Consider the following 26,160-nt stretch of genomic DNA (forward strand, 5'->3'; position numbering starts at 1 on the left):
CTCTGAGGCGGAGTTGTGCACGCGACGACGGCGGAACGGCCACCGGGCCTGCCGACTAGGCTGGATGCCGGCATCCACCAGACCCTCCGAAGGAGAACCAGCATGGGCGCATACGACGCCGTCATCGAGATTCCGCGCGGCAGCCGCGTGAAGTACGAGGTCGACCACGGCACCGGCCGCGTGTTCCTGGACCGCGTGCTGTTCACGCCGATGGGCTACCCCGCGAACTACGGCTTCTTCGAGGACACCCTCGGCGAGGACGGCGACCCGCTCGACGTGCTGCTGCTGCTCGACCGTGACCTGTACCCGGGCGTCATGGCCAAGGTGCGCCCGGTCGCCGTGCTGAAGATGCTCGACGAGGCCGGCGGCGACGACAAGGTCGTGGCGGTGCTCGCGAAGGACCCGCGCTGGGCGCACATCCAGGACGTCGACGACCTCGACGAGTGGACCAAGGGCGAGATCGGCCACTTCTTCGAGCACTACAAGGACCTCGAGCCCGGCAAGTGGGTCAAGGTCGACCAGTGGGCCGGCGCCGAAGAGGCCGAGCGTCTGGTCGCCGAGGCGTTCCAGCGCTTCCAGGACGAGGACGCGCAGACCGCCACCCAGGGTGAGGGTCACGCCCCCAAGACCATCTGAGACCTGGTCTCACACGCAGAAGAGCGGATGCCGGTCGGCATCCGCTCTTCTGCGTTGCAGCACTCGTCAGTAGACGTTGATGCCGTGGTCGTAGAGCACGGGTGCCGGGTCGATGCGCACGCCCTGCCAGTACACCTCGAAGTGCAGGTGGCAGCCGGTGGAGGCGCCGGTGTTGCCGACGTGGGCGATGAGGTCGCCCGCGTTGACCCACTGACCGACGTCGACGTTGTAGCCGCCGGTGACGATGTGGGCGTAGCCGGTGACGACGCCGCCGCCGTGGTCGACCTTGACGTAGTTTCCCCAGTCGCCGGTGTACTGGGCCCAGACGACGCGGCCGGAGGCTGCGGCGTAGATGGGCGACCAGCAGGAGGTGGCGAAGTCGATGCCGCGGTGACCGCCGCTGGTGCACACGCCGTTGCCGCAGACCGAGCCGCGGTTTCCGAACCACGAGCTGATGTAGCCGGATGCCGGGCGTACCCACCCGTCGGTGCCGGGCGTTCCGCCGCCGCCGCCTCCTCCGCCGCCGCCACCGCCACCGCCGCCGTTTCCGGCATTGGCGGCGGCCTCTTCGGCAGCTTTCCGGGCGGCCTCGGCGGCCGCAGCCTGGCGGGCTTCTTCGGCCTTGCGCGCGGCTTCGACGCCGGCCTGGTAGTCGGCGACGGTCTTCGCGGTCTGGTCCTGGAGGGCGGCGAGCTGCGCCTGCAGGGTGCCGAGGTTCTTGTCCTGCTCGGCGAGGGCGGCCTGGGCTGCGGCGGCGGCATCCTGCGCGGCCTGCATCTTCTGCTGGGCTTCCTGCTGCAGGCGGTCGCGTTCGTCGCGAGCCACCTTCGCCTTGTCGCTCAGGCTCTGGGCGTTGTTGCGGGCGCTGACGGCGTCGGCGTAGACGCCACGGTTGGCCTCGACGAGGCGGTCCATCGTGCCGAGCTTGGCGAGCAGGTCGTCGGCGCTGGCGGCGGAGCCGGAGAAGAAGAGCTCCATGGACGGGTCGCTGCCGCCGGCACGGTACTGCTGGGCGGCGAGACGGCCGAGCTTCTTGGCCGACGCGGTCGCGCGCGCCGACTCGTCGTCGGCCTGCTTCTGCAGAGCGTCCGCGTTGTCGGACGCGGTCTCGAAGTCGATCTGCGCCTGCACGTATTCGTTGGCGAGGCGCTCGGCGTCGGCCTGCTTCGCGGCGACGTCGGCCTGCAGGGCGGCGATGAGGCCCTGGATGCGGGTGACTTCGTTGGCCTTGGCCGCTTCGTTGCTCTTGGCGTTCTGCACGTCGTCCCACGAGGGATAGTCGGCGGCGAACGCGGACGGGCTGAACCGCAGGCCGAAGGCGCTGACGGCGCCGAGGCTGAGCACGCCGAGCCCGGCGAGTCCCAGGGCGGATCGGCGACTCATCGGGCCACGCAGTCCCGCGATTTCTGTGGCGGTCGGCGCGCAGCCGCAGTCTTCCGCCGAAGCGGCCTTCTCGGTCTTCACCTCGAACCTCCGTCTTTCACGCGCGTCGACCCCCGCCATCCGACGATGGCAACACACGTCACACTAACAACATTCGTCACATTCGCCCAGGGGTTTCTGGTGATGAAACCGCTGGGAGACCGGGGCAATTCGGAGGCCAGCACGTGCCGCGCCCGCGGCCATCCTCCCCTGCGGAGACCGCGGGGCACGGCATCCCACGCGCTCGATTTCCGATTTGCTGGATGATCTCTTATGCTTGAGCGTCGGTAAGAATGAGCCTCCGGGTTCGCTCGGCCCCATCGTTTAGCGGCCTAGGACGCCGCCCTTTCACGGCGGTAGCACGGGTTCGAATCCCGTTGGGGTCACTCTCCGACACACAACTGAATACGTATGGCCCTGTAGCGCAGTTGGTTAGCGTGCCGCCCTGTCACGGCGGAGGTCGCGGGTTCAAGTCCCGTCAGGGTCGCTCCGAGCGACGGGCCCTTTTCTTTCGAGATCGAGGGCCCTTCGTGTAGGACGCGGCAGGTTCTTTCGAGCGGATGCCGCGCGGCTCTGTAGCTCAGTTGGTAGAGCGCACGACTGAAAATCGTGAGGTCACGGGATCGACGCCCGTCGGAGCCACACGAACCGTCGTTACAACGGTTCCAGAAACCCTCGCCTAGCTTCTACATGGCGGGGGTTTTGCTTTGCCCCGGTGAGGGGCGGTTTCGGCGTCGTCCCCGGGGCCGCTCCGGCCGATCACTGAGCGAGTAAGCTCCCACCCATTGACCGAGCGCGGCGAGACGAGACACCCCGGCACGGAGCTTGGGCCGGTAAGGCCGAAGAATGCACGCGCACCCGGGCCCATCCGTACAGTCCTGCCTCGCTCAGTAGTGCCGCTCGCCGACCTCGCCGATGTCGAAGCCGGCCGCACGCGCGCTCTCGATCTTGCGCTCTGCTGCAACCCGTGAAGTGAGGCTGGTGGCTCCAAACTGGCGATCGCAGTCAGGGTCTCGAAACCGAACGTGCCGGCGGAGCCCCTGACGCGACGCACCGTGGGATCGAGTGAGTCGGGTGTCGGATCCCGTTGACTACTGCGTAAGCGACGCTACTTTGCAAATCCTCAAAGTAGCGTGTTCGCGTTCAGAGCGGCTCGGAGGGATCGGTCGAACTGTCGGCCCTCAGCGGGCACTCCCGACCCTTGATCGCTTGACCGCGAGCGAGAGGATGGCCGCGATGGTGCAGAGGGCGGCGCCTCCCCACCAGGCGTAGGTGTATTCGCCGAACGTGTCTCGGATGATGCCTGCGCCGAGCGCGGCGACGGCGGCGCCGGTCTGGTGGGCGGCGAAGACCCATCCGAAGACGATGGTGCCGCGGTCGCCGAAGATCTCGCGGCAAAGCGCTGCCGTCGGCGGGACGGTGGCGACCCAGTCCAGGCCGTAAATGACGACGAATAGCACGATGCTGGGGTGGATCGTCTCGGCGAGCAGCCAAGGCAGGAGCAACAGGCCGACGCCACGGAACACGTAGTAGATGATGAGGAGTTTGCGGGGGTCGAACTTGTCGGTGAGCCAACCCGAGGCGACGGTTCCGACGATGTCGAAGACACCGACGACGGCGAGCAGGCCCGCGGCGGTCGTGGTCGCCATGCCGTGGTCGTGTGCGGAGGGGATGAAGTGGATGCCGATGAGGCCGTTGGTGGTCGCTCCGCAGATGGCGAACGCGATCGCCAGTGCCCAGAATGCGCGGGTCTTCGCCGCGAACGCGAGCCCCTCAAATGCGCGCCGGGCGGCGCCGCCGGTTGCCGGGGTTTGCGCTACGAAGCTGTCGGGGTCGGCGCCGTAGGGAAGGACATCGCGGTCCGCGGGGTAGTCGCGCATCACGAACCACACCAGCGGTACCGCCAGCAGCGCCGCAGCCGCGACGACGAGCGATGCTGAACGCCAGCCGGTGGTCTCGGCCAGCAGGGCGACCGGGGGCAGGAAGATGAGCTGCCCGGTGGCGGATCCGGCGGTCAGGATGCCCATCACGAGCCCGCGGCGGTGCACAAACCAGCGGTTGGAGATGGTGGCGGCGAATACCAGCGCCATCGATCCGGTGCCCAGTCCGATGAGCAGTCCCCAGAAAATGAGCAGCTGCCAGGACGCGGTCATCAGGACGCTTCCGCCGGCGCCGAGCGCGACGAGGGTGAGGGCGGTCGCGACGACCTGTCGCACCCCGAACCGGTCCATGAGGGCCGCGGCGAACGGTGCGGTCAGTCCGTAGAGGAGCATATTCACGCTGACCGCGAGCGACATGACGCTCGTGGACCAGCCGAACTCCTCGTTCAGCGGCACCATCAGCGCGCCCGGTGCGGCACGGAAGCCGGCCGCGGCCAAGAGGGCGATGAACGCGACCGCGGCCACCCACCAGGCTGGGTGAATCCGCGGCCGTCGTGGCTGCTCCGTGTGGTCCGGGGTCGATTCGGTGCGCGTCATAGCTGACTCAGGGTGGTGAGGTCGACGTTGCCGCCGCTTACGATGATGCCCACGATCTCGCCGGGGGCGGGTTGGTAGGCGCCGTTGAGGATCGCGGCGAGGGCGGCCGCTCCACCGCCTTCCAGACCGATCCGGAGCTCGTTCCAGGCTGCGCGTTGCGCGGCGCGGATCGCGTCGTCGGTGATTTCAACACGACCGGCGCGGTGGGCGGTGACGGTATCGAAGGCGATCTGCCCGACGCGAACAGGTCCGAGGCTGTCGACGGCCGCGCCCGATACGGTCACATCGACGGGTGCGCCGGCGTCGAGCGCGGCGCCGAGGCAGCGGGCAGTGGTCGGCTCGACGCCGACAGCAGTCGTCGGGCTGTCCTCCAGTGCCGTGAGGGCGCCCGCGAACAGTCCGCCGCCACCGACCGACATCAGGACGTTGTCCAGTTCGGGCACTTGCTTGAGGAACTCTGTGGCGACGGTGCCGGCGCCGGCGACGGTCAAGGGCTGGTCGAAAGGGTGGATGAGCCGGGCACCGGTCTCGTTCGCGTACGCCTGCGCGCTGACCAGGCTCTCGTCGTACACGTCGCCGATGACCGTGACCTGAGCGCCGTACCCGGCGAGTCGCCGCAGTTTCACCTCCGGGCAGGTCGTCGGCACGAACACTGCGGCGGGCACGCCGAGCAATCGGGCAGCCCACGCGACCGCCTGGCCATGGTTTCCCCCGCTGGCAGCGCACACGCCCGCGTTAGGGATGGGTGTCGCGAGGAGGCTGTTCAGCGCGCCGCGTGCTTTGAACGCCCCGGTGATCTGGAGCGATTCGAGCTTCAGCCAGAAGCTGGGATGCGACGGGCTGAGCTGATTCTCTCCCACCCAGATGACGGGAGTGCGGCGGATACGGCCCTCGAGCCGGTGGGCAGCCGCGTCGATGTCGTCTCGGGTGAGGTGGATGCGACGGGGCGTGTCAGCGGCCATGAGCGGCGACGGCCTGCACTTCGATCTTGCAGCCGAACGGCAGCGCCCCGGCCTGGAACGTGAACCGTGCCGGTGCCACCTGGACGTCGGGGAACTGGCGTCGCCACCACTCGTTGAGGGTGGCGTAGTCGTCGATATCAGCGACCACGCACTGCACGTACACGATCTCGTCCTGGGTGAACCCGGCGGCGGAGGCGATCTGGGTGATGTTGTGCCACGCGAGGGTCACTTCGTCCTCGAAGGTGCCGGGCTGATACTTCCCGTCCTCGCCGAGCGCCGGCATCCCGCTGATGAAACAGGTGTCATTCGCGGTGGCGGCCAGGCTAAACGGGAACCCCGAGGGCCGACCGGGGCCGGAGAGGGTGCGGGTGATGCTCATGATGGCTCCTGGGTGGGGTTCGCGATGGCGGTGTGCTGCAGGGTCTGGTCGCCGACGATCGTCACGACGTCGTCTCCGGGTACGAGGTAGCTCGGCGGGTTGCGGCCGAGTCCGACGCCGGCCGGGGTGCCGGTGAGAATGACGTCGCCGGGCAGCAATGGCAGGACCGCGGACAGGTATGCGACCAGCTCCGGGACAGGGAAGATCAGGTCAGCGGTGCTGCTCTCCTGCACGGTGACGCCGTTGATCACACACCGCACCGCGATGTCGTCACAGTCGTCGAACTCGTCGGGAGTGACCAGGGCCGGGCCCATCGGAGTGAAGCCGGGGAACGATTTGCCGAGGCTGAACTGCGGGGTCCCCGCGGGCCGCATCTGCACGTCCCTCGCCGAGAAGTCCTGCGCAGCCGTGACGCCGGCAACATGCGCCCACGCATCCTCCGCAGCAACCTGATAGGTGGTGACGCCGATGACGACGGCCGCTTCAGCCTCCCAGTCGACCTGATCGGTGAACAACGTTAGATCCGCGACAGGTCCCGTAATGGAGGACGCAAACTTGGTGAACACCATCGGCTCTGGTGGTTCCTCGAACCCGGACTCGATCTGGTGCGGACGGTAATTCAAACCGATCGCGAACAGCTGACGTGGGGCGGGAGACGGCGCATCCGCCTCCGCAGCGACGAACGGGACCCCGCCAGCAAGCGGCGCGGAATCGGCCCACGACCGGAACGCGGACCAGTCCTCGTAGACCGCGCCCGGGCTCGGGCCGAACCGGCCGTCGCTGTTGGTCGCGACGTCGAACGCCAACCCATCGCGCACGATGCTGGTCCGGGCTGCGATCACGGCAAGTCTCATGTTGCTGCTCCTCCGGCCCGTTTGTCAGGCGTCAGCCGGCGCGCGCTGGGCGAGGCCACCGCCGAACGAGATGTTCGCCAGTCCGATCTCGGTGATCGTGACGAACACGTCGTCGGAACTGACGACACCCGCCGCGACCAGGTTTCGGTTGATGTCGGCCAGCAAGGCCTTCTTGATCTCATCCGTACGGCCGACCAGGACGGTGATCTCGATGATCAGCAACTGCTCCGTGTAGTTCAGACCGAGATAGCTATCGGTGTGACGGAAGTTGTCCGCCGGAAACTCGTTGAAGATCTGGTAGCGGTCCGCGTCGGGAACGCCGAGGTTCGTGACGAGAGCGGCTTGCACGGCCGCCGCGATCGCGTATTTCTCCGACGTGCTGCGGCCTTCGAGCAGGTTGACTTTGACGAGAGGCATGACGCTCCTTCAGAGTTCAGCGCGGTAGGGAATGTCGTTCAGATGGAGAGCGCCAGTTGGCGCAGCTGCGCGGCGGAATCCGCGGTGAGCATCTGCTCGATCTCGGTCTGCGCACTCTCCCACAGCGGTAACGCTTCGACCGTGACCGCGACCGCCTTCTCAGTGAGCACAAGCGCAGTCGCTCGCCGATCAGCCGGCGAGGCGGTCATCTCGACGAGACCGAGCTTCACCAGCACCCGGAGGTTGCGCGCCACCGTCGAACGCTCCAACTCCGCACGGTCGGCCAGGTCCTGGATCGTGATCGGCTCCGAGCCCGGGAACGGCAGTCGGCGCAGCAACCCCCACTGCGCCACATTGATACCTACCGGTTCCAGCGCGCGGTCGTAGATCGCCGACGCGCGACGCGCCGCCACGCGAAGGCTCGTGCAATAGCAGTCCGTCTTCATATTTACGAGTATATACACGTATTGCGATTTAGCGTGGCCGGTGTAGGAATCTGCAAAGTGCCTCGGTCACTGAGCCCGCGATCGATGCAAACGAGCGTGGACTCAGCCCGGTTCCGCGCAATGTGTAGTGCCGTCCGTGACGCGCGCGGGTCGACGGCGAGAGCGCTTCGACGTACGCCGCACCCACCTCTTCTGCGGCCAACGACCCCCAGTCACGCTCAAGCGGCGGTGCATCTGACAGCACCAGAGGCGGAGTGGCTTCCAGGGCGGAGTGAACATCAAGCCAGCGACCAACGAGGCCAGCACGAGAAGCCCGAGCGGACCACCACGCCGGTCTCCGTCAAGACTGCGGCGGCGACGGGAGTAAGTTCGGCTGAAGGGTCAGCAGAACCGACGACGGATCGAGATCCACGCGCGCAGAGCGGCCGCGCGAGCGCAACTACCCCCCCTGATCGACAGCCTCCACGCAGCCAGATTGGCCCGAGCCCACCGACATTTTCGGCGCCTCGCCCGCAGATGCGAGTCCGGCCCGGTCCCGGGCCGGGAACTCAATTGACACCATTGAGAATCGGCCACCACCAACCAGAACAACCTCCGCGGAATCACGCGGCGATCGAGCACCAACTGGCACCCACGAACCCGTGTCACACGACTGAAAATCGTGAGGTCACGGGATCGACGCCCGTCGGAGCCACACGAACCGTCGTTACAACGGTTCCAGAAACCCTCGCCTAGCTTCTCCATGGCGGGGGTTTTGCTTTGCCCCGGCTACGGGCCTCGATGATTAGTCCGACTACTGGTCTCGCTCCGCGCCGTCGCCGAGGTACACCGTCCCGTAGAGGTCGACACCCAGCGCGGCGATCTGCGCGGCGAGCTCGGCAGTCAGGACGAACCCGCCGTGTGCAGAGTCCGAATCCGCGGACCACACGATCCGGGCGTGACAGTCCGCTGGCAGACTCCCCACGCGTCCGCAGGCGGCGCGGCACTGCCCCAGAAGAGCCGTCAATGCCGCGGTGCCGGTCCGGTCTTCCTCGTCACTCAAGAGGGGCCCGGCATCCACCGCCCAGGTGTGGTGCTGACGGACGCGACCCGAACGGCTCGCCTGCCCTTTACGAATGACGGTCATCGGCGAAAGCCCGAGATGCTGCGTCACCAGATCGGGATCCGTCTCGACGGACGTCACCACCAGCGACGCTCGACCGGCGCGAATCATGAGCCGAGCATAGAGCGACGTCGCCGGTCAGCGGATGTTCGCCTCGTCGAGGTCGCAGTGCTCGACATCAACCTTGCCGATGAAGACGCCGGTCTGATTCCACGCCCACGAGCCCGACTCGAAATCCTCCGCCGGGAAGGAGGCGGAGATGCCGGGTCTGGGTCCGCCGAGGCTTGCCACCGTCACGCTCGTCCAGCCGCTCGGGGCGACGGCATCCAGGTGGAACACGTCACCCGTCTGGACGTCTCCGATGATCCGGGTCACCGACCTCGCGGATTGCTCCACTGATTCACCGACCGACCACGTCACCTCGAAGTAGTCCGCATTGCGCGCATCGCACGTCGCGAAATCGAGCGAGCCATCCGCGTTGATCCGCGCGGCGACGCGGTTGACGTAGGAGCATCCGGCCAGCGTGACCCCCGCGGCAAGAAGAGCCGCGACCCCCACGAAACGCATTGTCGGCCTCACGGGCTCACTCTAGGAGAACGGCCCCACCCCCGGCATCCGTTCTACCCTCGTGGTGTGACCGATGTCGCCGCCGCCTACGCTGCACGAGCGGCCGAGTATGTCGAGGCCGTCGGATCGATGACCGCCGTGCACCCCAGCGACAGACAGCTCGTCGAGACCTGGGCAGCCGGGGCATCCGGCCCCGTTCTGGATGCGGGATGCGGACCGGGGCACTGGACCCACCACCTCCACCGGCGAGGCGTCGACATTCGCGGCTTCGATCTCGTGCCCGCGTTCATCGAGGGCGCTCGCACGACCTACCCTGGTGTCGGGTTCGACCTCGGCAGCATCGATGCGATCGACGAGAACGACGGTGCTGTGGGCGGCATCCTGTCGTGGTTCTCGACGATCCACCACGAGCCCGAGCGCATCGCCGTGCCGCTGATCGAGTTCGCCCGCGTGCTCCGGCCCGGGGGCACGCTGCTGATCGGCTACTTCGACGGCGAAGAGGTCGAGCCCTTCGACCACGCGGTCACGCGCGCCTACCGCTGGCCGACATCGGAGCTGCAGGCGCGGCTCGACGAGGCCGGCTTCGACGTCATCGAAACCCATCGACGCTCGGAGCGGGGTCGCCGGCCGGTCGGCGCCATCCTCGGCGAACGGCGCGGGTGACGATAAGCCGACGGGCTCACTCCGGCATCCGCTAGGCCGTGGACCGAGTCGCGTGTTGCCGTACCGCGATCTCGCCGAAGACGGCTGCAACCCGATCCCGCTGGGCGTCGATGGCCGCCATCACATCGTGAACCGCTCCCGCGCCGTCAGCCGTCACCTCAAGCACCACCGCCCGACGATCCTCGGGGACCGAGCCGCGCCGCCGCACCACGAACCCCTTCTCGCAGAGCTGGTCGACGATGTACGCGGCGCCGGCGCGAGAAACCCCGAGGGCGGCCGGGAGCTCGCGCGGGCGGGAAGCACCGTGGCTGGCGACGAGGACGAGCGCCGCGCGTTGCCGCGCGGCGAGCCGCCCCTCCGACGCAGCCGCCGGCATGGCGCGGACGAGCGCAATGCCCGCTTGGCACACACGGACGAGCAGATCCATCACGTCGAGTGAAGGCTCGGGCGAGGTCTGCACGCCGCTCCCCAACCCCTCGCAGATCTCACGCGCGGTGTCCGAGCTGATGCGGAGGAAGTCGTCGGCGGCGACACGGAACCTCCGCGCCGCCTTGTGCCCCGCGCGGGTGAACACGACCATCGTCGCTCGCCCGTCGGACGGCGCTCGTCGTGTCTCCACGAGTCCCCGTGAGGCGAGGCGGGCGACCAGGCGCGACATCGCACGCCGATTCATCTGCGCCATGCCCGTGAGGTCACGCGTCGTCACGGCGGGCCGGCACGCGATCGCTGACACCACGAGGATCTCCTCGATCTCCGCCCACTGCGTCTCGAAGACGGCGTCGAACATGCGGGTGAGGGCGTCGTTGAAGCTCCCCAAGAGCTCCATCGCTCGCCCCTGCTCCGTCGGATCCACCCCTATGCACCCCCTCGCTATCCAATCAGGAATGGCCCGCGCGCCCGATGTCAAGGCCACCGCGGGTTGTTCAGTTTTGTCCCAATTTCCGCTAGCGTCAGGCCCAGGTTCATCAGAACGTCGACAGTCTGGAACCCGAAGACCTTCCTCGGCGAGATTTCAAGGAGACCATCCGTGAGCAGTGCACCGCCCTCTTCCCTCCGCGTGCGTCCCCGCGTATGGATCGGCCTCGTCATCTACCTCGCCTACGTCGCCGTGGTGTTCGGCGTCCAGCAGATCACCGGAATCGCCTACACCGACTTCGGCAAGAGCGGCAGCAACCTCTTCCTCGGTGCCGGTCTGTCCCTGATCGTCGGCGCGATCCTCCTCGCCATCACGACCACGCTGCTCGGCTGGTGGCGCCCGGCGCTGCTCGACCGGCACCGCGCCGCCCACACGTGGCCCATCATCGCCCCCGCGATCATGGTGCTCGCACTGGTGCTCAATCTGGCCTCGACGGATTGGGGTTCGTACGATGGTGCGTTCTTCGCGGCATCCATCGTCCTCCTCCTCGTGGGGTTCACGGAGGAGCTCACGACCCGCGGTGTGCTTCTTGTGGCGCTGCGCAGCCGACTCTCCGAGGTCTGGGTCTGGTTCCTCACTTCTGCACTGTTCGGACTGATGCACCTCGTCAATGCGCTCACCGGCCAGCCTCTTGCACCGACGCTGCAGCAGGTCGCACTGGCGTTCGGGGCGGGGACCATCTTCTACGTCCTTCGCCGTGTGACGGGCAGCCTCATCTGGGCCATGGTGCTGCACGGCTTCTGGGACTTCTCCACCTTCGCCGTCGGTCACGGAACACCGGGTCCCTTCTATGTCTTCTCCGGCATTCTCGAGATCGTCGCGATCGTGATCGCCCTGATCAGCGTCGCCTTCGTGGTCCGCGGCGCCGATGAGAGGCTCAACCCGGCGAAGGCGCAGATCGGATAGTCCGTCGCGCCCGCAGCGACGGCATGACGACGGGTAGCCTGAACGTCGGACAGCACTGACGCGACGAAAGGCGAGAGCCGATGGCCGTGACCTACGCCTCCTTCAGCAGACGCACGCGCGCGAAGCTGAAGCCGCTCGGCGCCGCCGAGTTCCTCTTTCTCGCGGCGTGGAGCGCCACCCACCTCGACGACACCTACGGCGCCTATCTCGACGAGCTCGAGCACGGCGACGCACGCCGCGTGCTGCGCGACGCGATCGACGCCGCATGGGCGGCGGTCGACACCGGCACCCTCGACGCCCGCTTCCGCGACGAGCTGTCTGTCCACCTCACCGCCGTGCGCGACATCGACATCGACGACCTCGACTTCGCAAGGCCTTCCGGCAGCGGCGTTCTCAAGCTGATGGAAGCGACCGAGGCTGCGCTCAGCATCGCCGTGACATCAGACCCCGATCCCGACGACGTGCTCACCGCGCTCTGGGCGCCGGTGGATGTGCTGAACACGATCAAGCACGGCGGGGCGCTGCGCCCCGAGACCGACCCGCTCGACGACGCGTTCTTCGCCGACGAGCTCGCCGCGCAAGCCGCCGTCATCGCCGACCTCGAGGCGCAAGCAGCGCTGACCAGCGCCGACCGCCGCATCCACCGGTCATGACGATCGACTCGTTCCCCGCATACCTCGCCGCGCTGGAGAGCGCGATCGAGCGCCTCACGCCCTCGGCGCGCCTCGCGTTCGGCGCCTGGTGCGCGCGACGGCTGTTCGCGGCGCACACGGATGATCTGCCGGATGCCGCAGCACGCGCCGCGGCCGCGGAGGCGCTGACCTTCGTCGAGCGTCGCGCCGCCGCGAACAGGGACGAAGCGGCATCCATCGACGCCGTCCTGCTGCGCCTGGAGACGATCGACGTCGACGAGATCGACACGGTCACCAGCGCCGGTACCGGCGCGCTGAAGCTGCTGGAGTGCCTCGAGGACGCGCTCGTGCTGAGCGAGAACGGTGGCACCGCGTTCGCCGTGGCATGCGCGCAGTGCCCGATAGACGTCATCGACGTGGTGATGACCGACGACCTCGGGCTCGACACCCGTGATCCCACCACGCACATCCACCACCCGCTACTATCCGCGGAGATCGACGCGCAGATCGCCGAGCTCGAAAGGCTCCAGCGCGGCACCAGCTCGCCCCACCCGGCTGGCACCATCACGTGACAATGGCGACAATGAGAGCGTGCCCCGCCCCGCCGTCACGCCCGTCCAGCTCGATGCGACGCCCGCAACGATGCGCGCGGTCGTCGGCGATGGGGGTCTGAACGCCCGAGCGGCGATGCAGGCCGTCGTGACGTGGGCCTCGTCGGCGACGAGGCGCGAAGACCTCCTCGACCGCAGCGAGTTCCCCCTTGCCGGCGACATGCTCGCGTTCCTCGTCATGAATCAGCTGGCCTACCGCGGTGTGGCGAGGCCGACCGAGCTCGCGGACGTCGCCCACACGGGGCGCTCGAACCTCAGCAAGGTGGTCCGGCGCCTCGAAGCGGCCGGTCTCGTGGGCCGCATGGCCAACCCCGCCGATGGCCGCGAGACCATGATCGGCATGACGTCCGAGGGACGTGAGGTCGCGCGCCGCATCGTGGCGGCCAGCGATATGGACCTCGCCGGCGCTCTGGCGGACTGGAGCGAGGACGATCGCGTGCGCTTCGAAGCGCTGCTCGTGCGGCTCGTGCGCGACCTGGACCGCCAGGTCGATGGTGACGTACACCGCATCGCCGGCGGCACCTGGGAGGATGCCGCGACACCGTGGCGCCCCGGCGATGCGCCGTGAGATCCGATATCATTGTCCAAGCGACAATGATTGACGACGTGATCACCACGTCGAGAGCGGAGATGCCATGACGGAGACCGTGCGAATCGATGTGTCGACCGGCGCACTCCGCGGGCCTCGGGAGAGCGGGATCGACCGCTACCTCGGCATCCCGTACGCCGAGCCTCCGGTCGGCGCGCACCGCTTCGCGGCCCCCGTCCCCGCCCGGGCCTGGACGCACGAGCGCGCCGCCGACAGCTTCGGCGCCACGGCGCCACAGTCGCCCTACCCCGGCGACATCGGCGAACTGCTCAGCTGCCCCGTGATCGAGGGCGAGAACATCCTGACCGTGAACGTCTGGACGCCCGCGACCCGCGCCGGCGGCCCCCGGCCCGTCGTCCTGTGGCTGCACGGCGGCGCGCTCGAGCGGGGCGCCTCGGCTCAACCCGTCTACGACGGCACCGCGTTCGCCCGCGACGGGATCGTCTTCGTCTCGGCGAACTACCGACTGGGCGCCGAAGGGTTCAGCGTGCTCGAGGGCGCGCCGCGCAACATCGGCATCCTCGACGTGGCCCTGGCCCTGGAATGGGTGCACTCCGAGATCGCCGCCTTCGGGGGTGATCCTGCGCGGATCACGCTGATGGGCGAGTCCGCCGGGGGCGCACTCGTGGCCGCACTGATCGCCCGGCCGGCTTCCCGCAGCCTCGTGGCCGGCGCGATCATTCAGTCCGGACCGCTCGAAGCGCAGCCGGAAGAGCACGCCCGCCGTGCCTCCGACGCGATCGCGCGCCACCTCGGAATCCCCGCGACTCGCGACGCGTTCGCCGCCCGCACCACCGCCGAGCTCCTGCAGGCCCGCGCGGAGATCTCCGCTGGATCTTCACCGGTGCGCGGCGCCCCCGGCTTCCAGCCCGCGATCGATCCGGAGACTCTTCCGGCCTCACCCCTCGACGTGCTCGCGGATGCCGAGTTCCCGCTGCTGATCGGAACCAACACCGACGAGTATCGGCTCTGGCTGACCCCGGACGCGCTCGCGAGCATCGGACCGGTGAAGTCCTGGCTCGCGCGCCGCGCGACGCGTACGCCCGAACGCGCCGCCCGCGCGGTGCGGGGCGCCCTGCCGGACGCTTCCCCCGGTGAGGTGCTGGGACAGCTGCTGACCGATCGCATGCTGCGCGCCCCGCTGGTGCGGGCGGCGACGGCGCGCCCGGCACCGACCTATGTGTACGAGTTCGCCTGGGAGAGCCCGGTGCGGGGTCTCCGCGCCGCCCACGCGCTGGAGCTGGGCTTCACGTTCGACCGACTCGACGAGGAGGAGGCGATCCGCATGGCGGGCCCCGCTGCACCCGCCGAGCTCGCACACGCGATGCACGCCGCCTGGGTGTCGTTCATCGCCACGGGCGACCCGGGTTGGCCCGCCTTCGACGCGAGACGACTCACGCAGATCTGGGACGACGCCCCGCGCATCGCGCCCCTTCGCCGAGCCGCGGTGGTCGACGCGCTGGCCTAACCGCCACTCGTCGGGGCGACGCTCTGCCGACTCGCCGAGAGGGAGACCAGACGCGCGCCGATCTGAGCCTGCACGGCGGGCGACGCATACTGGAACACCACCTCGGCGAGCGTCTGCTGCCGCGTCCACCGCGTCGCCGCGAACATGGCGTCGGCCGCTCCCGGTCGATGCGCATCGAGCGCGTCGACAACCACCGCCAGGGCGTCCGCATCATCGATGATCTCCGCCAGCGCGCTGTCCAGGCTCACCGAAGCCGGAACCGGAGGCTCCGCCACGACGACCTCCCAGCGATACGTTCCGGTACCGACCACGACGTCCGCGCTCGCCCCCGGCAGACGAACCAACGCCTCGACGCCGGTCGGCAGCACCGCCTCCACGACGACACGCGCGCCGTCACGGCGCCAACCGACCTCGATCTGCCCGAACGGCGACGCGTACGTCACCGCCGCATCGTCGATGCCGACCAGCGGGTGCGGCGCGATCCGGATGCGGCGGTATCCGGGCTCGAGCGCCGTCATCCCGGCGAGGACGCGATGCATCCAGTCGGCGACCGCTCCGAGCGCGTAATGGTTGAAGCTCGTCATGTCGCCGGGGTTGATCGACCCGTCGGGGAGCATGGAATCCCAGCGCTCCCAGATCGTCGTCGCGCCCATGGTGACGGGGTACAGCCACGACGGGCACCGCGTCTGCAGCAGCAGCCGCGCGGCCTGGGCGTCGTGACCGGTCATGGTGAGCGCATCGAGCACGAGCGGAGTGCCCACGAAGCCGGTGGCGATGCGGTAGCCGTTCTCGCGGACGAGATCGGCGAGGCGGTCACCGGCGGCCTTTCGAAGCTTCTCCGGCAGCAGCTCGAAGACGAGAGCGAGCGCGTACGCGGTCGGGGTATCCGACATCAGCCGCCCGGCGGGGGTCACGAACTCGCGGACGAACGCCGCGGTCACCTCCTCCGCCACGGCCGCATAGGCCACGGCATCCGCGGACTCGCCGCACAGAGCGGCCGCGCGGGCGAGCAGGCGGGCCGAGCGCGCGAGCTGAGCGGTGGCCACGAGCCCCGTGGAGGTCATCGCCTGCGCCGGTCGATCCGGCGGCGCGGTGGGGTCGAGCCAATCGCCGAACTGGAAGCCCCCCTCCCAGACGCGTGTCGGTCCGGCCAGCTCCAGGCAGCGATCGACCCACGCCTTCGCGCTCGGGTACTGCCGGCTCAGGGTGTCGGTGTCGCCGAGGAGATGCTCGAGGACGTCGGGGACGATCACGGCGGCGTCGCCCCACGCTGCCGCCGGCCGTGCGATGCCGATGACGTCGGGCACCACGAACGGCACCGTCCCGTCAGCGGCCTGCTCGAGCGCGAGATCGCGCAGCCACGAGTCGAGGAACCCTCGGACGTCGTACAGGAAGGCCGCCGTCGGCGCGAAGACCTGGATGTCGCCGGTCCAGCCCAAACGCTCGTCCCGTTGCGGGCAGTCCGTCGGAATCGAGACGAAGTTGCCGCGAAGACTCCACACGACGTTGTCGTGCAGGCGCTGCAGCAGCGGATGCGATGTGCGGAATGAACCGGTGCGTTCGAGATCGCTGTGAACGACGATCGCGGTGACGGCGCCCTCCGGAATCTCACCCGGCCACCCGGAGACCTCCGCGTACCGGAAGCCGTGGAACGTGAACTCCGGCTCCCACACCTCCGTGCCGGTGCCCGCGAGCGTGTAGCGGTCGGTGGCCGCGGCACGGCGAAGCGGACGCGTACCGAGGCGACCCTGCTCGAGCACTTCGGCGTGACGGAGCGTGATCCGCGTACCCCGGGGGCCCACGACGCGCAGGCGCAGCCGGCCCACGAGATTCTGACCGAAGTCGAGGATCGTCGCGCCGTCGTCGGTCGCGATCCGCGCGACCGGGTACCGCTGCTCGATCCGCCGCACGGGGGGCGACACCCGCGGACCGGGCATCGTCTCACGTGGATACACGCGCGCCGGCGCCCACGAGCCGTCGTCGAACCCCGGTTCGTCCCATGCCCTGCCGGCCGCGTCGACGGGCTGCGCTCGGGCGTCGTAGGTCTCGCCGGCGTAGAGCCCGCTGGCAAGGAGGGCGCCGGTGGATGCCGTCCACGACGCATCCGTGCGCACCCACCGAAGAGATCCATCGGCGAATTCGAGAAGCAACTGCGCGGCGACCCGCGGCTGGTCTCCGTAACGGGGGCGGGCGTTCTGACGGAAGCCGAAGTGCTCGGTCGCCCACAGCCCGGCCGCGCGCAGGCTCAGACAGTTGCGGCCGGCACGGACGAGGGAGGTGACCTCGACGGTGTCATGCACCGTGCGCGACGAGTAGGGCGTCCACCCCGGCGCGAGCAGGTGATCGTCGACGTCGCGCCCGTTGAGGGCGGCCCGGTACCCGCCCACGGCGCTCGCGTAGAGCCTTGCGCGCACCACCGCGGGGGCGTCGCTTCCGAGGTCCGGGAGGTCGAACTCGCACCGCAACAGCGCCGGCTGGGCGTGAGCCTGCGGCGCGGGGTGGCCGATCCACTCGGCATCCCATTCGTCATCGGCGAGGAATCCGGCGACGACACGCACCGGGTCGCTCCACGCGCTGATGCTCCCGTCGACACCCACGACCCGCACCGACAGCGCGCCCGTCTCGCGCGGCTCCAGCGCGGCGAACGGCCAGGCGGTGCGGAACCGACTCTCCCCCGCGATTCGCGCGTATTGCGTTCGACCGGCGACGACCCAGCGTACGTCGGCGTGCTCCTGCCGCCACGCAGGCTCGCGCGCCTCGACGCGCCAGCCCATCCGCGGACGAGGCGATGCGACCGGGAGACCGGGCGCTGGGGCCTCAATGTCGACACGAACCACGCGCACGGCCGACCGATCGGTCATGCCGCACCCGTCGTAGAGGCGGCCTCGGGATCGGGCGCCGCCTCCTCGTCGAAGACGTGCGGTACCGCTCGCCGGAATACCGCCCACGCGCACGCGAGCCCGAGGACGTTGAAGACCGTGAGGAGCACGTACAGCGTTGTCACCCCGGCGTCCAGGATGAGGGGGGTGACCACCGCGAGTCCGGCGGCGGCGAAGCGCCCGACCGAGATGATCGCGCCTTGCGCCGTCGAGCGCAGCAGGGTGGGGAACGATTCCTGCGTCCAGACCTTCATGATCCCCTCGAAGGCGAATGCCCCGCCCACTGCCGCCAGCAGAGCACTGACGGCGTAGGTGACGAGAGAGAGTCCGGCCACCACGATCACCAGCTTGGAGACGATCATGAGCGCGGCCCCGACCTGAAAGTAGAGGAACCGCCGCGGACCGTCTGCGATCTTCATGAACCACAGGTAGCCGAGCACCGCGACCGGCACCATCGGCAGCGCGATGAGCGCGGCTTGACCGACCGTCGCACCGCCGTAGGTCACGACGATGTAGGTGCCGAACTGGCCGCTCGTGTTCGCAACGAGGTTCGTCAGGGCATAGAAGGCCATCAACGCCAGGAACGGCACGGCGTACGGCGGGCGCAGCAGGTCGCGTACACGCGCCCGGTCGGCGCGCACCGTGGCGACGCCGGCGCGCCGCTCGTCGCGCGCCACCGTCCACGCCGCCGACTCGGGAATGGTCAGACGCCCCACGAGCACGAGAGCGGCCACGATGCCGATGTGCGCGAAGATGACCTGCGCACCCGGGCGTCCCAGGTCGCCGACGATGCTCGCAAGGACGGTGTTGACGACGATCCCGACGATCCACAGGAGGTTGGACAGCCCCAGCAGCCGCCCCCGATTGCGGTCGGTCGCCGCCTCGGCGATCGTCGCGAGCGAGACGGGCAGGTCGGCACCCGTGCCGAGCCCGAGAAGCACGGCACCGATCGTGACGATCGTGAACGACGGCGCCGCGATCAGAGACGCGACCGCGACGATCACCAACACCATCGTCGCAGTGAACACGGGACGGCGCCCGAATCGATCGCCGAGACGGCCGCCGATCAGTGCTCCGATCGCGATGGAGAGCGTGAGAGCACCGGCGGCGACGCCGACTTCCCACGGCGCGAGGGTGAGGTCCTTCTGGAGGATCACGAGCGAGGTGCTGAAGCCGGTGATGGCGGCGGAGTCGATGTACGACGCCATGCCGGAGACGACGGCGACCCACCAGGGGCGCTCACGAAGCGGACGTGCGGGCATTGCTTCTCCTTCGAAGCTGACGACGGGGCGCAGCCCACAGTAGACCATGATTGTCGCTTAGACAATCATGGTTAAGAGTCCGTCTGCGGGATGCCCGCGCGGCGGCCGGAGAACACCGGAAGAACGGCATCTGTCCACAGACTGAATACTCGCGGTGGCGCTCGACGCGATTCGCGGGGTAGAGTCGCTCACGACGCACGCGTGACAGCCGGGGGGTTGGTCCGCAGGAGACGGGGGTCTTCGCGTCGTCTTACTGGGGGTGGACGGATTTCGATTCGTCCGTCGGTTTGCTGGGGGGCAAAATGCCGACTGCATTGCTGCGTTCGTCCGTGCTGGGGATCACACGATGAGCGCGCTTCACGACGCCACGGGCATCGCGACGACCGGGTTCGTTTCCCCGTTCCCGACCATCGCGTCCCGGGCGTCCGCGGCCGCACCACCGTCGCGCGCTCTCGAGCGCCGGCAGTCGTGGGAACGCCGCTACCGCTGGATCCTGCGCACGAGCGACGCCGCCGCGGTCGCCTTCACGTGTGCAGTGGCCTCGGTGGTCTCGATCGGCGCGGTGAGCGGTCCGCTCGCCGTCGCCGATCCTGGCCTCGTCTTCCAGATCGCCACCGCGACGGCCGTGATCTGGCTCCTGATGCTCTCCGCCTTCGCAACGCGAGACGTCAAGCTCATCGGCTCGGGCGCCGCCGAGTACACCCGCATGATCCACGCGACCGGGTTCGCGTTCGGTCTTCTCGCGATGATCGATGTGGCCATCGACGTCGACGGCATCCGCGCGCAGCTCTTCGTCGCGCTGCCGCTGGGCATCGGCGTCCTGCTGTTCGAGCGCTGGCTCTGGCGCCGTTGGCTCATCCGCCGTCGACTCGCGGGCGCGTACACGACGCGCGCGATCGTGGTCGGCGAGCGCGCAGACGTCGAGTACGTGATCCGCTCGATCGCCGACCCCGGCCTGGGCTACCAGGTGGTCGGCGCCTCGCTGCGCGGGGACGACCTCGACAGCCTGCGCGTCGGCGACGCCATCTACCCGGCGATGCGCACGCACAGCGTGGCCGAAGCCGCCGCAGCGCTCGACGCCGACACGATCATCATCGCCAGCCGCGGAGACGAAGGCGCCGACGAGATCAAGCACCTCGCCTGGCAGCTGGAGAACACGGCCGCAGAACTGGTGATCTCCAGCCGCGTCTCCGATGTCGCCGGGCCGCGCATGTCGCTGCGGCCCGTCGAGGGGCTGCCACTCATCCACGTCGAGATCGCCTCGTTCACCGGCCGCGCCTACCTCGCCAAGCGCGCACTCGACATCGCGGTCGCTTCGATCGCACTCCTCTTCTTCGCGCCGATCGCGGCGGTCATCGCCATCGCGATCAAGCTCGACTCGCCCGGTCCGCTGTTCTTTCCCCAAGCACGGGTCGGGCGTGACGGCCACGAGTTCCGGATGATCAAATTCCGCTCGATGGCCGTGGATGCCGAGGAGCGGCGCGCCGCGCTGCTCGCGGCCAATGAGGGCGCGGGCCCGCTGTTCAAGATGCACGACGACCCTCGGGTCACCCGCGTGGGCCGGATCCTGCGGAAGTACTCGCTCGACGAGGTTCCCCAGTTCTGGAACGTGCTGGTCGGCGACATGAGTGTCGTTGGCCCGCGCCCTCCCCTTCCGAGCGAAGTCGCCACCTACGACGACGACGTCTTCCGTCGCCTCTACATCAAGCCGGGCATCACCGGCCCCTGGCAGGTCGGAGGACGCAGCGACCTCAGCTGGGAGGAGAGCGTGCGGCTCGACCTGCGGTACGTGGAGAACTGGACGGTGATGACGGACATCGTCCTCATGTGGCGGACGGTGCGCGTCATGCTGCGACCGGACGGAGCGTACTGATGACACGCACGGTCCGCATTCTCGGCACGCACGGCGTCCCCGCCGCCTACGGCGGGTTCGAGACTGCCGCACAGCATGTCGCGATGTACCTGCGCGATCGGGGCTGGAACGTCGTGGTGTACTGCCAGCTCGACGGCGACGGCGACATCACCTCGGATCGCTGGAACGGGATCGAGCGGGTGCTCGTTCCGGAACCGCGCGAAGGCTGGAAGGGCACGTCCCACTTCGACCTCGTCTCGATCCGCCACGCCACCGCACACCACCGCGAGGGTGATGTGTGGTTGACCTTCGGATACAACACCGGCGTCCTCGATGTCATGCCGCGCCTTCGCGGCATCCCGAACGTGATCAACATGGACGGGATGGAGTGGACCCGCCGGCGCTGGGGGCTCGCCAAACAGGCCATCCTCCTGGGCAACGAGCGTCTCGCCGGTCTCGTCGGTGACGTGCTCATCGGCGATCACCCCGTCATCTCCGCGTATCTGCGGCGTCACTTCGGCGCACGGCGCGTGCAGACCATCACCTACGGCGCACCGGAGGTCATCAGCGCACCCGTCGCACCGGTCTCCGACCTCGCTCTCGCCCCCGACGCGTACGGCATCGTCGTCTGCCGGCCGATTCCGGAGAACTCCGTGCTCGAGATCGTGACCGCCTGGTCGGCACGCCACCGCGGGATGCCGCTCGTCGTGGTCGGGCCGTACACCGACACCGACCCGTACCACCTCGCCGTCCGCTCCGCCGCCTCGGACGAGGTGCGCTTCCCCGGTGCGATCTTCGACGCGGATCGGCTCGCCGCGTTGCGCCTGCACGCGGCCGTGTACGTGCACGGACACACCGTCGGCGGGACGAACCCGTCACTGGTGGAGGCGATGGGCGCGGGCAACGCGGTCATCGCCCACGACAACCGCTACAACAGCTGGGTCGCCGGATCCGACAACGCGTACTTCCGCGACGCCGACGATCTCGCAGTCCTGCTCGACGAGCTCCTGCCGAACGCCGGGCGGCTGCATCGGATGGGCGAAGCCAGTCGAACCCGGTACCGCGAAGAGTTCACCTGGGAGCACATCGGCGCCCAGTACGAGCACGCACTGCTCACGGCGCTCGCGCGCCACGGCCATGTTTCACAACGAACGGAGGTGCTGGTGTGATCGATGTCGCCGTCGTGGGCCTCGGCAAAATGGGGCTCTCTCACCTGTCCATGATCAAGGCGCACCCGGAGGTCAATCTCGTCGGTGTGTGCGACGCCACCGGCTATCTTCTCGACATCCTGTCGAAGTACACCGGAGTAGCGACCTACAAAGACCTCGGCAAGATGCTCGACGAGGCCAGGCCCGAAGCGATCATCGTGGCGACGCCCACCCACCTGCATGCGGGAATGATCCGGGAGGCGTTCCGCCGCGGCATCCACGTGTTCTGCGAGAAGCCGTTGGTCATCGATCCCGCCGAGAGCGTCGAACTCGCCGCCCTCGCCGAGGAGAGAGGCATCGTCACGCAGGTCGGCTACCACAACCGCTTCGTCGGCGCGTTCCGCGAAGTGCAGCGGCTGCTCGAACTCGGTGCGATCGGCACGGTCGAGACCGCGCTCGCCGAAGCGTACGGGCCGGTGGTGCTGAAGCCGGCCGGACGCACCTGGCGCAGCCAGCGTGCCACCGGCGGGGGCTGCCTCTACGATTACGCGGCGCACCCGCTCAACCTGCTCACGTGGTACCTGGGCGAGCCGGAGTCGGTCAGCGGCAGCCAGCTGACGAGCATCTTCTCGGCGCAGATCGACGATGCCGTCGCGGCGACGCTGCACTACCCGCAGGGCACCGCGCAGATCATCGCGAACTGGTCGGACGAGTCGCAGCGCAAGATGACGACCAAGATCACCCTGTGGGGTGAGCACGGGCGCATCCACGCGGACCGGCAGGAGATCCAGGTGTACCTGCGCGACACCGCGGAGATCCCGGAGGGCTATCGCGCGGGCTGGAACGTCCGCTACACCACCGACCTCACCGAAGCGCCGTGGTTCTACCTGCGCGGCGAGGAGTACAGTGCGCAACTTGACGCCTTCGTCTGGCGTGTGCGCTCTCGTGCCGTCCACGGCCAGAACGACTTCGGTTCCGCCGCGGCGACCGACCGCGTCATCGCGATGATCAGCGAAGACGCCACCCGCGTCGATGCGCGACTCGCGGCATCCGGCCACACCGCGACCATCACCCCGCTCGCGCCGCGCCGCGCGAGCCGATTCGGCACGGCACTGCGCGCCCTGCGAGGAGGAGCACGATGACTCTCATCACCCCGTCCACCCGGACGATGGACCGCCTGCTGTTCGGCGACAACCAGTTCTTCGGCGTCAACCACATGTCCGAGGAGAAGGCGCGCGCCCAGCAGATGCGCTTCCAGGACACCGACGCGATCATGTCGGTGCTGGATGCCGCCTACGACGAGGGCGTCCACACGTTCATGTGCACGACCCACGACCGCATCGGTGAGATCGCCGACCGGGTGCGCGCAGATCCTGACCGGTACGACCAGATGACGTTCTTCCCCTGCATGCCGTACGCACACAAGTACGCCAATGCGGTCACCGACGACGGGTTCCTCGGCGCGGTGCGCCGCTTCCTCCCGGAAGAGGGCCTGCTCGATTCCATCGCGCGGGGCGCGTCGTCGTTCGCGCGCAAGGACATCGAGGGCGTCGCCACGCTGCTGATCGACGCCGAGCTCAAGATGTTCTCGGGCCTGTCGACGCCCGTGATCTGGCTGCAGAACGTGATCGTCGATCTGCTGTCGGGCCTGGGCTTCACCGATGCCTTCCGCATCTTCGCGGACCATGTCCGAAAGCGCTACAACGCCGAGCCGGGCTTCATCACCATGAACCTGCCGCGACTGCTCGACGATCTCGACCGCGCCGGCGTGGAGAACCCGATCGTGTGCTCCAACATCAACAAGCTCGGCTTCCGCATGTCCGGCGGCGTGGACAGCTACCTCGACGCGATGCAGAAGCGACCGTTCCGCACTGTCGCGATGTCGGTGTTCGCCAGCGGCGCGATCTCGCCGCGCGAAGCGATCGAATGGGTCACCGCGCTGCCGAACCTCGAATCGATCGTGTTCGGCGCGTCGAGCCGAGCCAACATCGCCTCGACGGTGAGTCTCGTCGACGAGTACTGGCCCGAGCACTGACATGGCCTCCACCGCCCACGGTCGCACCGTCCTGATCGCGAACCCTTCCGCCGACCTCTACGGATCGGACCGGATGATGCTCGAAGGCGTTCGCGGCCTCGTCGAACTGGGGTGGCATGTGGTCGTGACCAGTTCGGATGACGGACCCCTCATTCCGCTGCTGCGAGCCGCCGGCGCCGACGTCGTGTTCCTGGACGCGCCGGTGATCCGCAAGAGCGCCCTGCGGCCCGGCGGACTCGTGCGACTCATCCGCGAGATCGCCACGCAGACGCCGCGCATGCGTCGCTTGGTCGCCGATCTCGAAGCCGACGTGGTGATGGTGAACACGGTGACCATCCCGTTCTGGCTGCGCGCCGCACGGCGGGCGGGAGCCGCCAGCGTCGTGCACGTGCACGAAGCCGAATCCACGCTGTCGGCGCCCGCGCGCGCACTTCTGACCCGACCCTTGCGGTGGGCGAGCGGCGTCGTCTTCAACTCCCAGACCAGTCGTCGCGTGTCAGGGTCTGCATGGCTCGAGCGGCGCGATCGTGCCCGGGTCGTCCTGAACGGTATCGCCGGCCCCGACCGACCGTCGCCGGCCCGCATCCACCTCGATGGACCCCTGCGGGTCGTGTACGTCGGACGTCTGTCGCCGAGAAAGGGAGTGGATCTCGCCATCGATGCGATCGATCGTCTCCGGGCCGCGGGGATCGACGCGGAACTCGACATCGTGGGCGACGTCTTCCGCGGTTACGAGTGGTACGAGCGACAGCTCCGAGAACAGATCTCGCGCCTTGCACTCGAGGACCGTGTTCGCATCGTCGGCTTCCAACGGATGGTGTGGGACATCGTGTCCGCTGCCGACGTGGCGGTCGTTCCCTCCCGCGGGGACGAATCGTTCGGCAACGTCCTGATCGAGGCCTTGATGTGCGCACGCCCGGTGGTCGCCGCCGATCATTCGGGGCTGCGCGAGGCCTCCGGGGGGCTCGAAGCAGCCGTCCTCGTTCCGACCGACAGCGCCGATGGCCTCGCGAGAGGTCTCACCGGAGTGCGAGACGACTGGGCCGCAATGCGCGACCGGGCGTGGCGAGACGCCGAGACGGTGCGACGGCGCCACTCGCCGGACGCCTACCATCGCGCTCTGTCCGACGCACTCGCCGAGCGCATCGGAGATCTCGGCGCGCGAGCGCCCGGTCGGACGGCGGCGTCGACGGTGATGAGCGAGTCGGAACCCCTCGTGCTCGAGGGGAGAGGGCGATGAGGCGCACGGTCGCGACGTCCGCACGTCCCCGCCCCCGCGCCGCCACGATCGGTGCGGCAGCGGCAGCGCTCAGCCTGACCCTCGTTCTGACCACCACGGCCTGCTCCGCCCCGCTCCCGGAGGGGGCATCCGCCCCGGCAGCGACACCGGCGGCTCCGGCCTCCAGCGCACCAGTGTCCACGGGAGAGGCTGTCAGCGAAGCCCCCACAGCGTCACCCGCTCCCGTCGCGAAAGTCGGACGAGGCGACGGCACCGCCACCGTGAGCGCGGCGGCATCAGCTCCCGATGCACCGGTGGTGTATGCGGACGGTGTCACGCTGCGGATCACGGATGTCTCGTACGCCACCGAGACGTCCCAGGGCCCCGGCGCCGCGACCGGACGCGAGTTCGCCCGACTCACCGTCGAACTCACCAACGGGTCGACCGCACCGATCGACGTCTCGACGTCGGTCGTGACGGTGCTGGATGCCGAGGGCAACCGACTCACCCCCGTCTACACCCCGGAGTCCGGGGCGCGTGACTTCAGCGGCACCGTCGACCCGCGGCAGATGACGACCGCGGTCTACGCGGTCGCGGCGCCGACCGACCACTCCGCCCCGCTCACGATCGTCGTCGACTTCGACGCGCTCCACACGTCCGCGGTGTTCCGCGGCGCGCTGACCTGACCCCGCCGTGTTCCGCCCGGCATCCGTTGCCC

Annotated in this window: 25 protein-coding genes and 3 tRNA genes; 16 read left to right on the forward strand and 12 right to left on the reverse strand. The window is 68.8% G+C overall.

Features of this window, described 5'->3' with window-relative positions:
• Positions 1 to 102: 102 nt before the first annotated feature.
• Positions 103 to 636 carry an inorganic diphosphatase gene (locus tag PP359_RS07505; protein ID WP_121189797.1) on the forward strand — a complete coding sequence of 178 codons (534 nt, stop codon included), beginning with the start codon at positions 103 to 105 and terminating at the stop codon, positions 634 to 636.
• Positions 637 to 702: 66 nt separating this feature from the next.
• Here the strand turns inward: PP359_RS07505 and PP359_RS07510 are convergent, their stop codons facing one another.
• Complete coding sequence (locus PP359_RS07510; RefSeq protein WP_499250230.1) at positions 703 to 2,019, reverse strand: peptidoglycan DD-metalloendopeptidase family protein; 1,317 nt, start codon at positions 2,017 to 2,019, stop codon at positions 703 to 705.
• A 352-nt stretch (positions 2,020 to 2,371) separates the two neighbouring features.
• Between PP359_RS07510 and PP359_RS07515 the strand changes: the two genes are divergently transcribed.
• The 3 genes from PP359_RS07515 (at position 2,372) to PP359_RS07525 (ending at position 2,700) form a co-directional block, all read left to right on the forward strand.
• Positions 2,372 to 2,444, forward strand: a tRNA-Glu gene (locus PP359_RS07515).
• Positions 2,445 to 2,471: 27 nt separating this feature from the next.
• Positions 2,472 to 2,545, forward strand: a tRNA-Asp gene (locus PP359_RS07520).
• Positions 2,546 to 2,627: 82 nt separating this feature from the next.
• Positions 2,628 to 2,700, forward strand: a tRNA-Phe gene (locus PP359_RS07525).
• Positions 2,701 to 3,239: 539 nt separating this feature from the next.
• Here PP359_RS07525 and PP359_RS07530 read toward each other — a convergent pair.
• The 8 genes from PP359_RS07530 to PP359_RS07565 form a co-directional block, all read right to left on the reverse strand.
• On the reverse strand, positions 3,240 to 4,463 hold the full coding sequence (locus PP359_RS07530; protein ID WP_499250231.1) for an MFS transporter: 1,224 nt from the start codon (positions 4,461 to 4,463) through the stop codon (positions 3,240 to 3,242).
• A gap of 68 nt (positions 4,464 to 4,531) precedes the next feature.
• Positions 4,532 to 5,497 carry a serine/threonine dehydratase gene (locus PP359_RS07535; RefSeq protein ID WP_499250232.1) on the reverse strand — a complete coding sequence of 322 codons (966 nt, stop codon included), beginning with the start codon at positions 5,495 to 5,497 and terminating at the stop codon, positions 4,532 to 4,534.
• Positions 5,487 to 5,876: a RidA family protein gene (locus tag PP359_RS07540; RefSeq protein ID WP_499250233.1), complete on the reverse strand. Its 390-nt coding sequence runs from the start codon at positions 5,874 to 5,876 to the stop codon at positions 5,487 to 5,489. The genes PP359_RS07535 and PP359_RS07540 overlap by 11 nt, the downstream gene beginning before the upstream one ends.
• Positions 5,873 to 6,730, reverse strand: coding sequence for a fumarylacetoacetate hydrolase family protein (locus PP359_RS07545; protein WP_499250234.1), 858 nt, complete (start codon positions 6,728 to 6,730; stop codon positions 5,873 to 5,875). The genes PP359_RS07540 and PP359_RS07545 overlap by 4 nt, the downstream gene beginning before the upstream one ends.
• 24 nt (positions 6,731 to 6,754) lie before the next feature.
• Positions 6,755 to 7,147: a tautomerase family protein gene (locus PP359_RS07550; RefSeq protein ID WP_499250235.1), complete on the reverse strand. Its 393-nt coding sequence runs from the start codon at positions 7,145 to 7,147 to the stop codon at positions 6,755 to 6,757.
• Positions 7,148 to 7,185: 38 nt separating this feature from the next.
• A complete protein-coding gene (locus PP359_RS07555) occupies positions 7,186 to 7,593 on the reverse strand; it encodes a MarR family winged helix-turn-helix transcriptional regulator (RefSeq protein WP_499250236.1) in 408 nt (135 codons plus the stop codon).
• 793 nt (positions 7,594 to 8,386) lie between these two features.
• Positions 8,387 to 8,806 (reverse strand): DUF4279 domain-containing protein, encoded by a 420-nt coding sequence (locus PP359_RS07560; RefSeq protein WP_499250237.1) that lies wholly within the window; start codon positions 8,804 to 8,806, stop codon positions 8,387 to 8,389.
• 27 nt (positions 8,807 to 8,833) lie between these two features.
• Positions 8,834 to 9,274, reverse strand: coding sequence for a hypothetical protein (locus tag PP359_RS07565; RefSeq protein WP_499250238.1), 441 nt, complete (start codon positions 9,272 to 9,274; stop codon positions 8,834 to 8,836).
• 54 nt (positions 9,275 to 9,328) lie between these two features.
• On the opposite strand from PP359_RS07565, the gene PP359_RS07570 reads away from it, so the two are divergent.
• Entirely contained in the window at positions 9,329 to 9,925 is a 597-nt protein-coding gene (locus PP359_RS07570) for a class I SAM-dependent methyltransferase (protein WP_499250239.1), read from the forward strand.
• A gap of 31 nt (positions 9,926 to 9,956) precedes the next feature.
• Here PP359_RS07570 and PP359_RS07575 read toward each other — a convergent pair whose 3' ends face one another.
• Entirely contained in the window at positions 9,957 to 10,751 is a 795-nt protein-coding gene (locus tag PP359_RS07575; protein WP_499250240.1) for a MarR family winged helix-turn-helix transcriptional regulator, read from the reverse strand.
• Positions 10,752 to 10,952: 201 nt separating this feature from the next.
• Between PP359_RS07575 and PP359_RS07580 the strand changes: the two genes are divergently transcribed.
• From PP359_RS07580 to PP359_RS07600, 5 genes are all read left to right on the forward strand, one after another.
• Positions 10,953 to 11,747, forward strand: a complete 795-nt coding sequence (locus tag PP359_RS07580; RefSeq protein WP_499250241.1) for a CPBP family intramembrane glutamic endopeptidase — start codon at positions 10,953 to 10,955, stop codon at positions 11,745 to 11,747.
• An 80-nt stretch (positions 11,748 to 11,827) separates the two neighbouring features.
• A complete protein-coding gene (locus tag PP359_RS07585) occupies positions 11,828 to 12,400 on the forward strand; it encodes a hypothetical protein (protein ID WP_499250242.1) in 573 nt (190 codons plus the stop codon).
• A complete protein-coding gene (locus PP359_RS07590) occupies positions 12,397 to 12,951 on the forward strand; it encodes a hypothetical protein (RefSeq protein ID WP_499250243.1) in 555 nt (184 codons plus the stop codon). Before PP359_RS07585 ends, PP359_RS07590 begins: the two co-directional genes overlap by 4 nt.
• Before the next feature lie 19 nt (positions 12,952 to 12,970).
• Positions 12,971 to 13,558, forward strand: coding sequence for a MarR family winged helix-turn-helix transcriptional regulator (locus tag PP359_RS07595; RefSeq protein ID WP_499250244.1), 588 nt, complete (start codon positions 12,971 to 12,973; stop codon positions 13,556 to 13,558).
• Between the two features lie 67 nt (positions 13,559 to 13,625).
• Complete coding sequence (locus tag PP359_RS07600) at positions 13,626 to 15,047, forward strand: carboxylesterase/lipase family protein (RefSeq protein WP_499250245.1); 1,422 nt, start codon at positions 13,626 to 13,628, stop codon at positions 15,045 to 15,047.
• Here the strand turns inward: PP359_RS07600 and PP359_RS07605 are convergent.
• Both PP359_RS07605 and PP359_RS07610 read right to left on the reverse strand, forming a co-directional pair.
• Positions 15,044 to 17,908 carry an alpha-L-rhamnosidase gene (locus PP359_RS07605; RefSeq protein ID WP_499250246.1) on the reverse strand — a complete coding sequence of 955 codons (2,865 nt, stop codon included), beginning with the start codon at positions 17,906 to 17,908 and terminating at the stop codon, positions 15,044 to 15,046. The two genes, PP359_RS07600 and PP359_RS07605, sit on opposite strands and share 4 nt — an antisense overlap.
• Positions 17,905 to 19,188: an MFS transporter gene (locus PP359_RS07610; RefSeq protein WP_499250247.1), complete on the reverse strand. Its 1,284-nt coding sequence runs from the start codon at positions 19,186 to 19,188 to the stop codon at positions 17,905 to 17,907. The genes PP359_RS07605 and PP359_RS07610 overlap by 4 nt, the downstream gene beginning before the upstream one ends.
• Positions 19,189 to 19,534: 346 nt before the next feature.
• On the opposite strand from PP359_RS07610, the gene PP359_RS07615 reads away from it, so the two are divergent.
• From PP359_RS07615 to PP359_RS07640, 6 genes are read left to right on the forward strand one after another with little or no spacing between them, the layout of a single operon-like run.
• The gene (locus PP359_RS07615) at positions 19,535 to 21,061 is read left to right on the forward strand and encodes a sugar transferase (RefSeq protein WP_499250248.1); all 1,527 of its coding nucleotides are present in this window, start codon (positions 19,535 to 19,537) and stop codon (positions 21,059 to 21,061) included.
• Positions 21,061 to 22,209: a DUF1972 domain-containing protein gene (locus tag PP359_RS07620; RefSeq protein WP_294979148.1), complete on the forward strand. Its 1,149-nt coding sequence runs from the start codon at positions 21,061 to 21,063 to the stop codon at positions 22,207 to 22,209. The genes PP359_RS07615 and PP359_RS07620 overlap by 1 nt, the downstream gene beginning before the upstream one ends.
• Positions 22,206 to 23,330, forward strand: a complete 1,125-nt coding sequence (locus tag PP359_RS07625) for a Gfo/Idh/MocA family protein (protein ID WP_051039568.1) — start codon at positions 22,206 to 22,208, stop codon at positions 23,328 to 23,330. Before PP359_RS07620 ends, PP359_RS07625 begins: the two co-directional genes overlap by 4 nt.
• Positions 23,327 to 24,223 (forward strand): hypothetical protein, encoded by an 897-nt coding sequence (locus PP359_RS07630; protein ID WP_499250249.1) that lies wholly within the window; start codon positions 23,327 to 23,329, stop codon positions 24,221 to 24,223. The genes PP359_RS07625 and PP359_RS07630 overlap by 4 nt, the downstream gene beginning before the upstream one ends.
• Before the next feature lies 1 nt (position 24,224).
• Positions 24,225 to 25,463, forward strand: coding sequence for a glycosyltransferase (locus tag PP359_RS07635; protein ID WP_499250250.1), 1,239 nt, complete (start codon positions 24,225 to 24,227; stop codon positions 25,461 to 25,463).
• On the forward strand, positions 25,460 to 26,128 hold the full coding sequence (locus PP359_RS07640) for a hypothetical protein (protein WP_499250251.1): 669 nt from the start codon (positions 25,460 to 25,462) through the stop codon (positions 26,126 to 26,128). The genes PP359_RS07635 and PP359_RS07640 overlap by 4 nt, the downstream gene beginning before the upstream one ends.
• Positions 26,129 to 26,160 lie beyond the last annotated feature (32 nt).

Origin of the sequence: Sphingomonas sp. BLCC-B65 (assembly GCF_028550675.1) — a bacterium.
In the GTDB taxonomy this organism is placed as follows: Bacteria; Actinomycetota; Actinomycetes; order Actinomycetales; family Microbacteriaceae; genus Microbacterium.

Coding starts and splice junctions, on each gene's coding strand:
- PP359_RS07505 (WP_121189797.1), top strand. CDS start 103: ATGGGCGCATACGACGCCGTCATCGAGATTCCGCGCGGCAGCCGCGTG.
- PP359_RS07510 (WP_499250230.1), bottom strand. CDS start 2,019: ATGAGTCGCCGATCCGCCCTGGGACTCGCCGGGCTCGGCGTGCTCAGC.
- PP359_RS07535 (WP_499250232.1), bottom strand. CDS start 5,497: ATGGCCGCTGACACGCCCCGTCGCATCCACCTCACCCGAGACGACATC.
- PP359_RS07540 (WP_499250233.1), bottom strand. CDS start 5,876: ATGAGCATCACCCGCACCCTCTCCGGCCCCGGTCGGCCCTCGGGGTTC.
- PP359_RS07545 (WP_499250234.1), bottom strand. CDS start 6,730: ATGAGACTTGCCGTGATCGCAGCCCGGACCAGCATCGTGCGCGATGGG.
- PP359_RS07550 (WP_499250235.1), bottom strand. CDS start 7,147: ATGCCTCTCGTCAAAGTCAACCTGCTCGAAGGCCGCAGCACGTCGGAG.
- PP359_RS07555 (WP_499250236.1), bottom strand. CDS start 7,593: ATGAAGACGGACTGCTATTGCACGAGCCTTCGCGTGGCGGCGCGTCGC.
- PP359_RS07560 (WP_499250237.1), bottom strand. CDS start 8,806: ATGATTCGCGCCGGTCGAGCGTCGCTGGTGGTGACGTCCGTCGAGACG.
- PP359_RS07575 (WP_499250240.1), bottom strand. CDS start 10,751: ATGGAGCTCTTGGGGAGCTTCAACGACGCCCTCACCCGCATGTTCGAC.
- PP359_RS07585 (WP_499250242.1), top strand. CDS start 11,828: ATGGCCGTGACCTACGCCTCCTTCAGCAGACGCACGCGCGCGAAGCTG.
- PP359_RS07590 (WP_499250243.1), top strand. CDS start 12,397: ATGACGATCGACTCGTTCCCCGCATACCTCGCCGCGCTGGAGAGCGCG.
- PP359_RS07600 (WP_499250245.1), top strand. CDS start 13,626: ATGACGGAGACCGTGCGAATCGATGTGTCGACCGGCGCACTCCGCGGG.
- PP359_RS07605 (WP_499250246.1), bottom strand. CDS start 17,908: ATGACCGATCGGTCGGCCGTGCGCGTGGTTCGTGTCGACATTGAGGCC.
- PP359_RS07610 (WP_499250247.1), bottom strand. CDS start 19,188: ATGCCCGCACGTCCGCTTCGTGAGCGCCCCTGGTGGGTCGCCGTCGTC.
- PP359_RS07615 (WP_499250248.1), top strand. CDS start 19,535: ATGAGCGCGCTTCACGACGCCACGGGCATCGCGACGACCGGGTTCGTT.
- PP359_RS07620 (WP_294979148.1), top strand. CDS start 21,061: ATGACACGCACGGTCCGCATTCTCGGCACGCACGGCGTCCCCGCCGCC.
- PP359_RS07630 (WP_499250249.1), top strand. CDS start 23,327: ATGACTCTCATCACCCCGTCCACCCGGACGATGGACCGCCTGCTGTTC.
- PP359_RS07635 (WP_499250250.1), top strand. CDS start 24,225: ATGGCCTCCACCGCCCACGGTCGCACCGTCCTGATCGCGAACCCTTCC.
- PP359_RS07640 (WP_499250251.1), top strand. CDS start 25,460: ATGAGGCGCACGGTCGCGACGTCCGCACGTCCCCGCCCCCGCGCCGCC.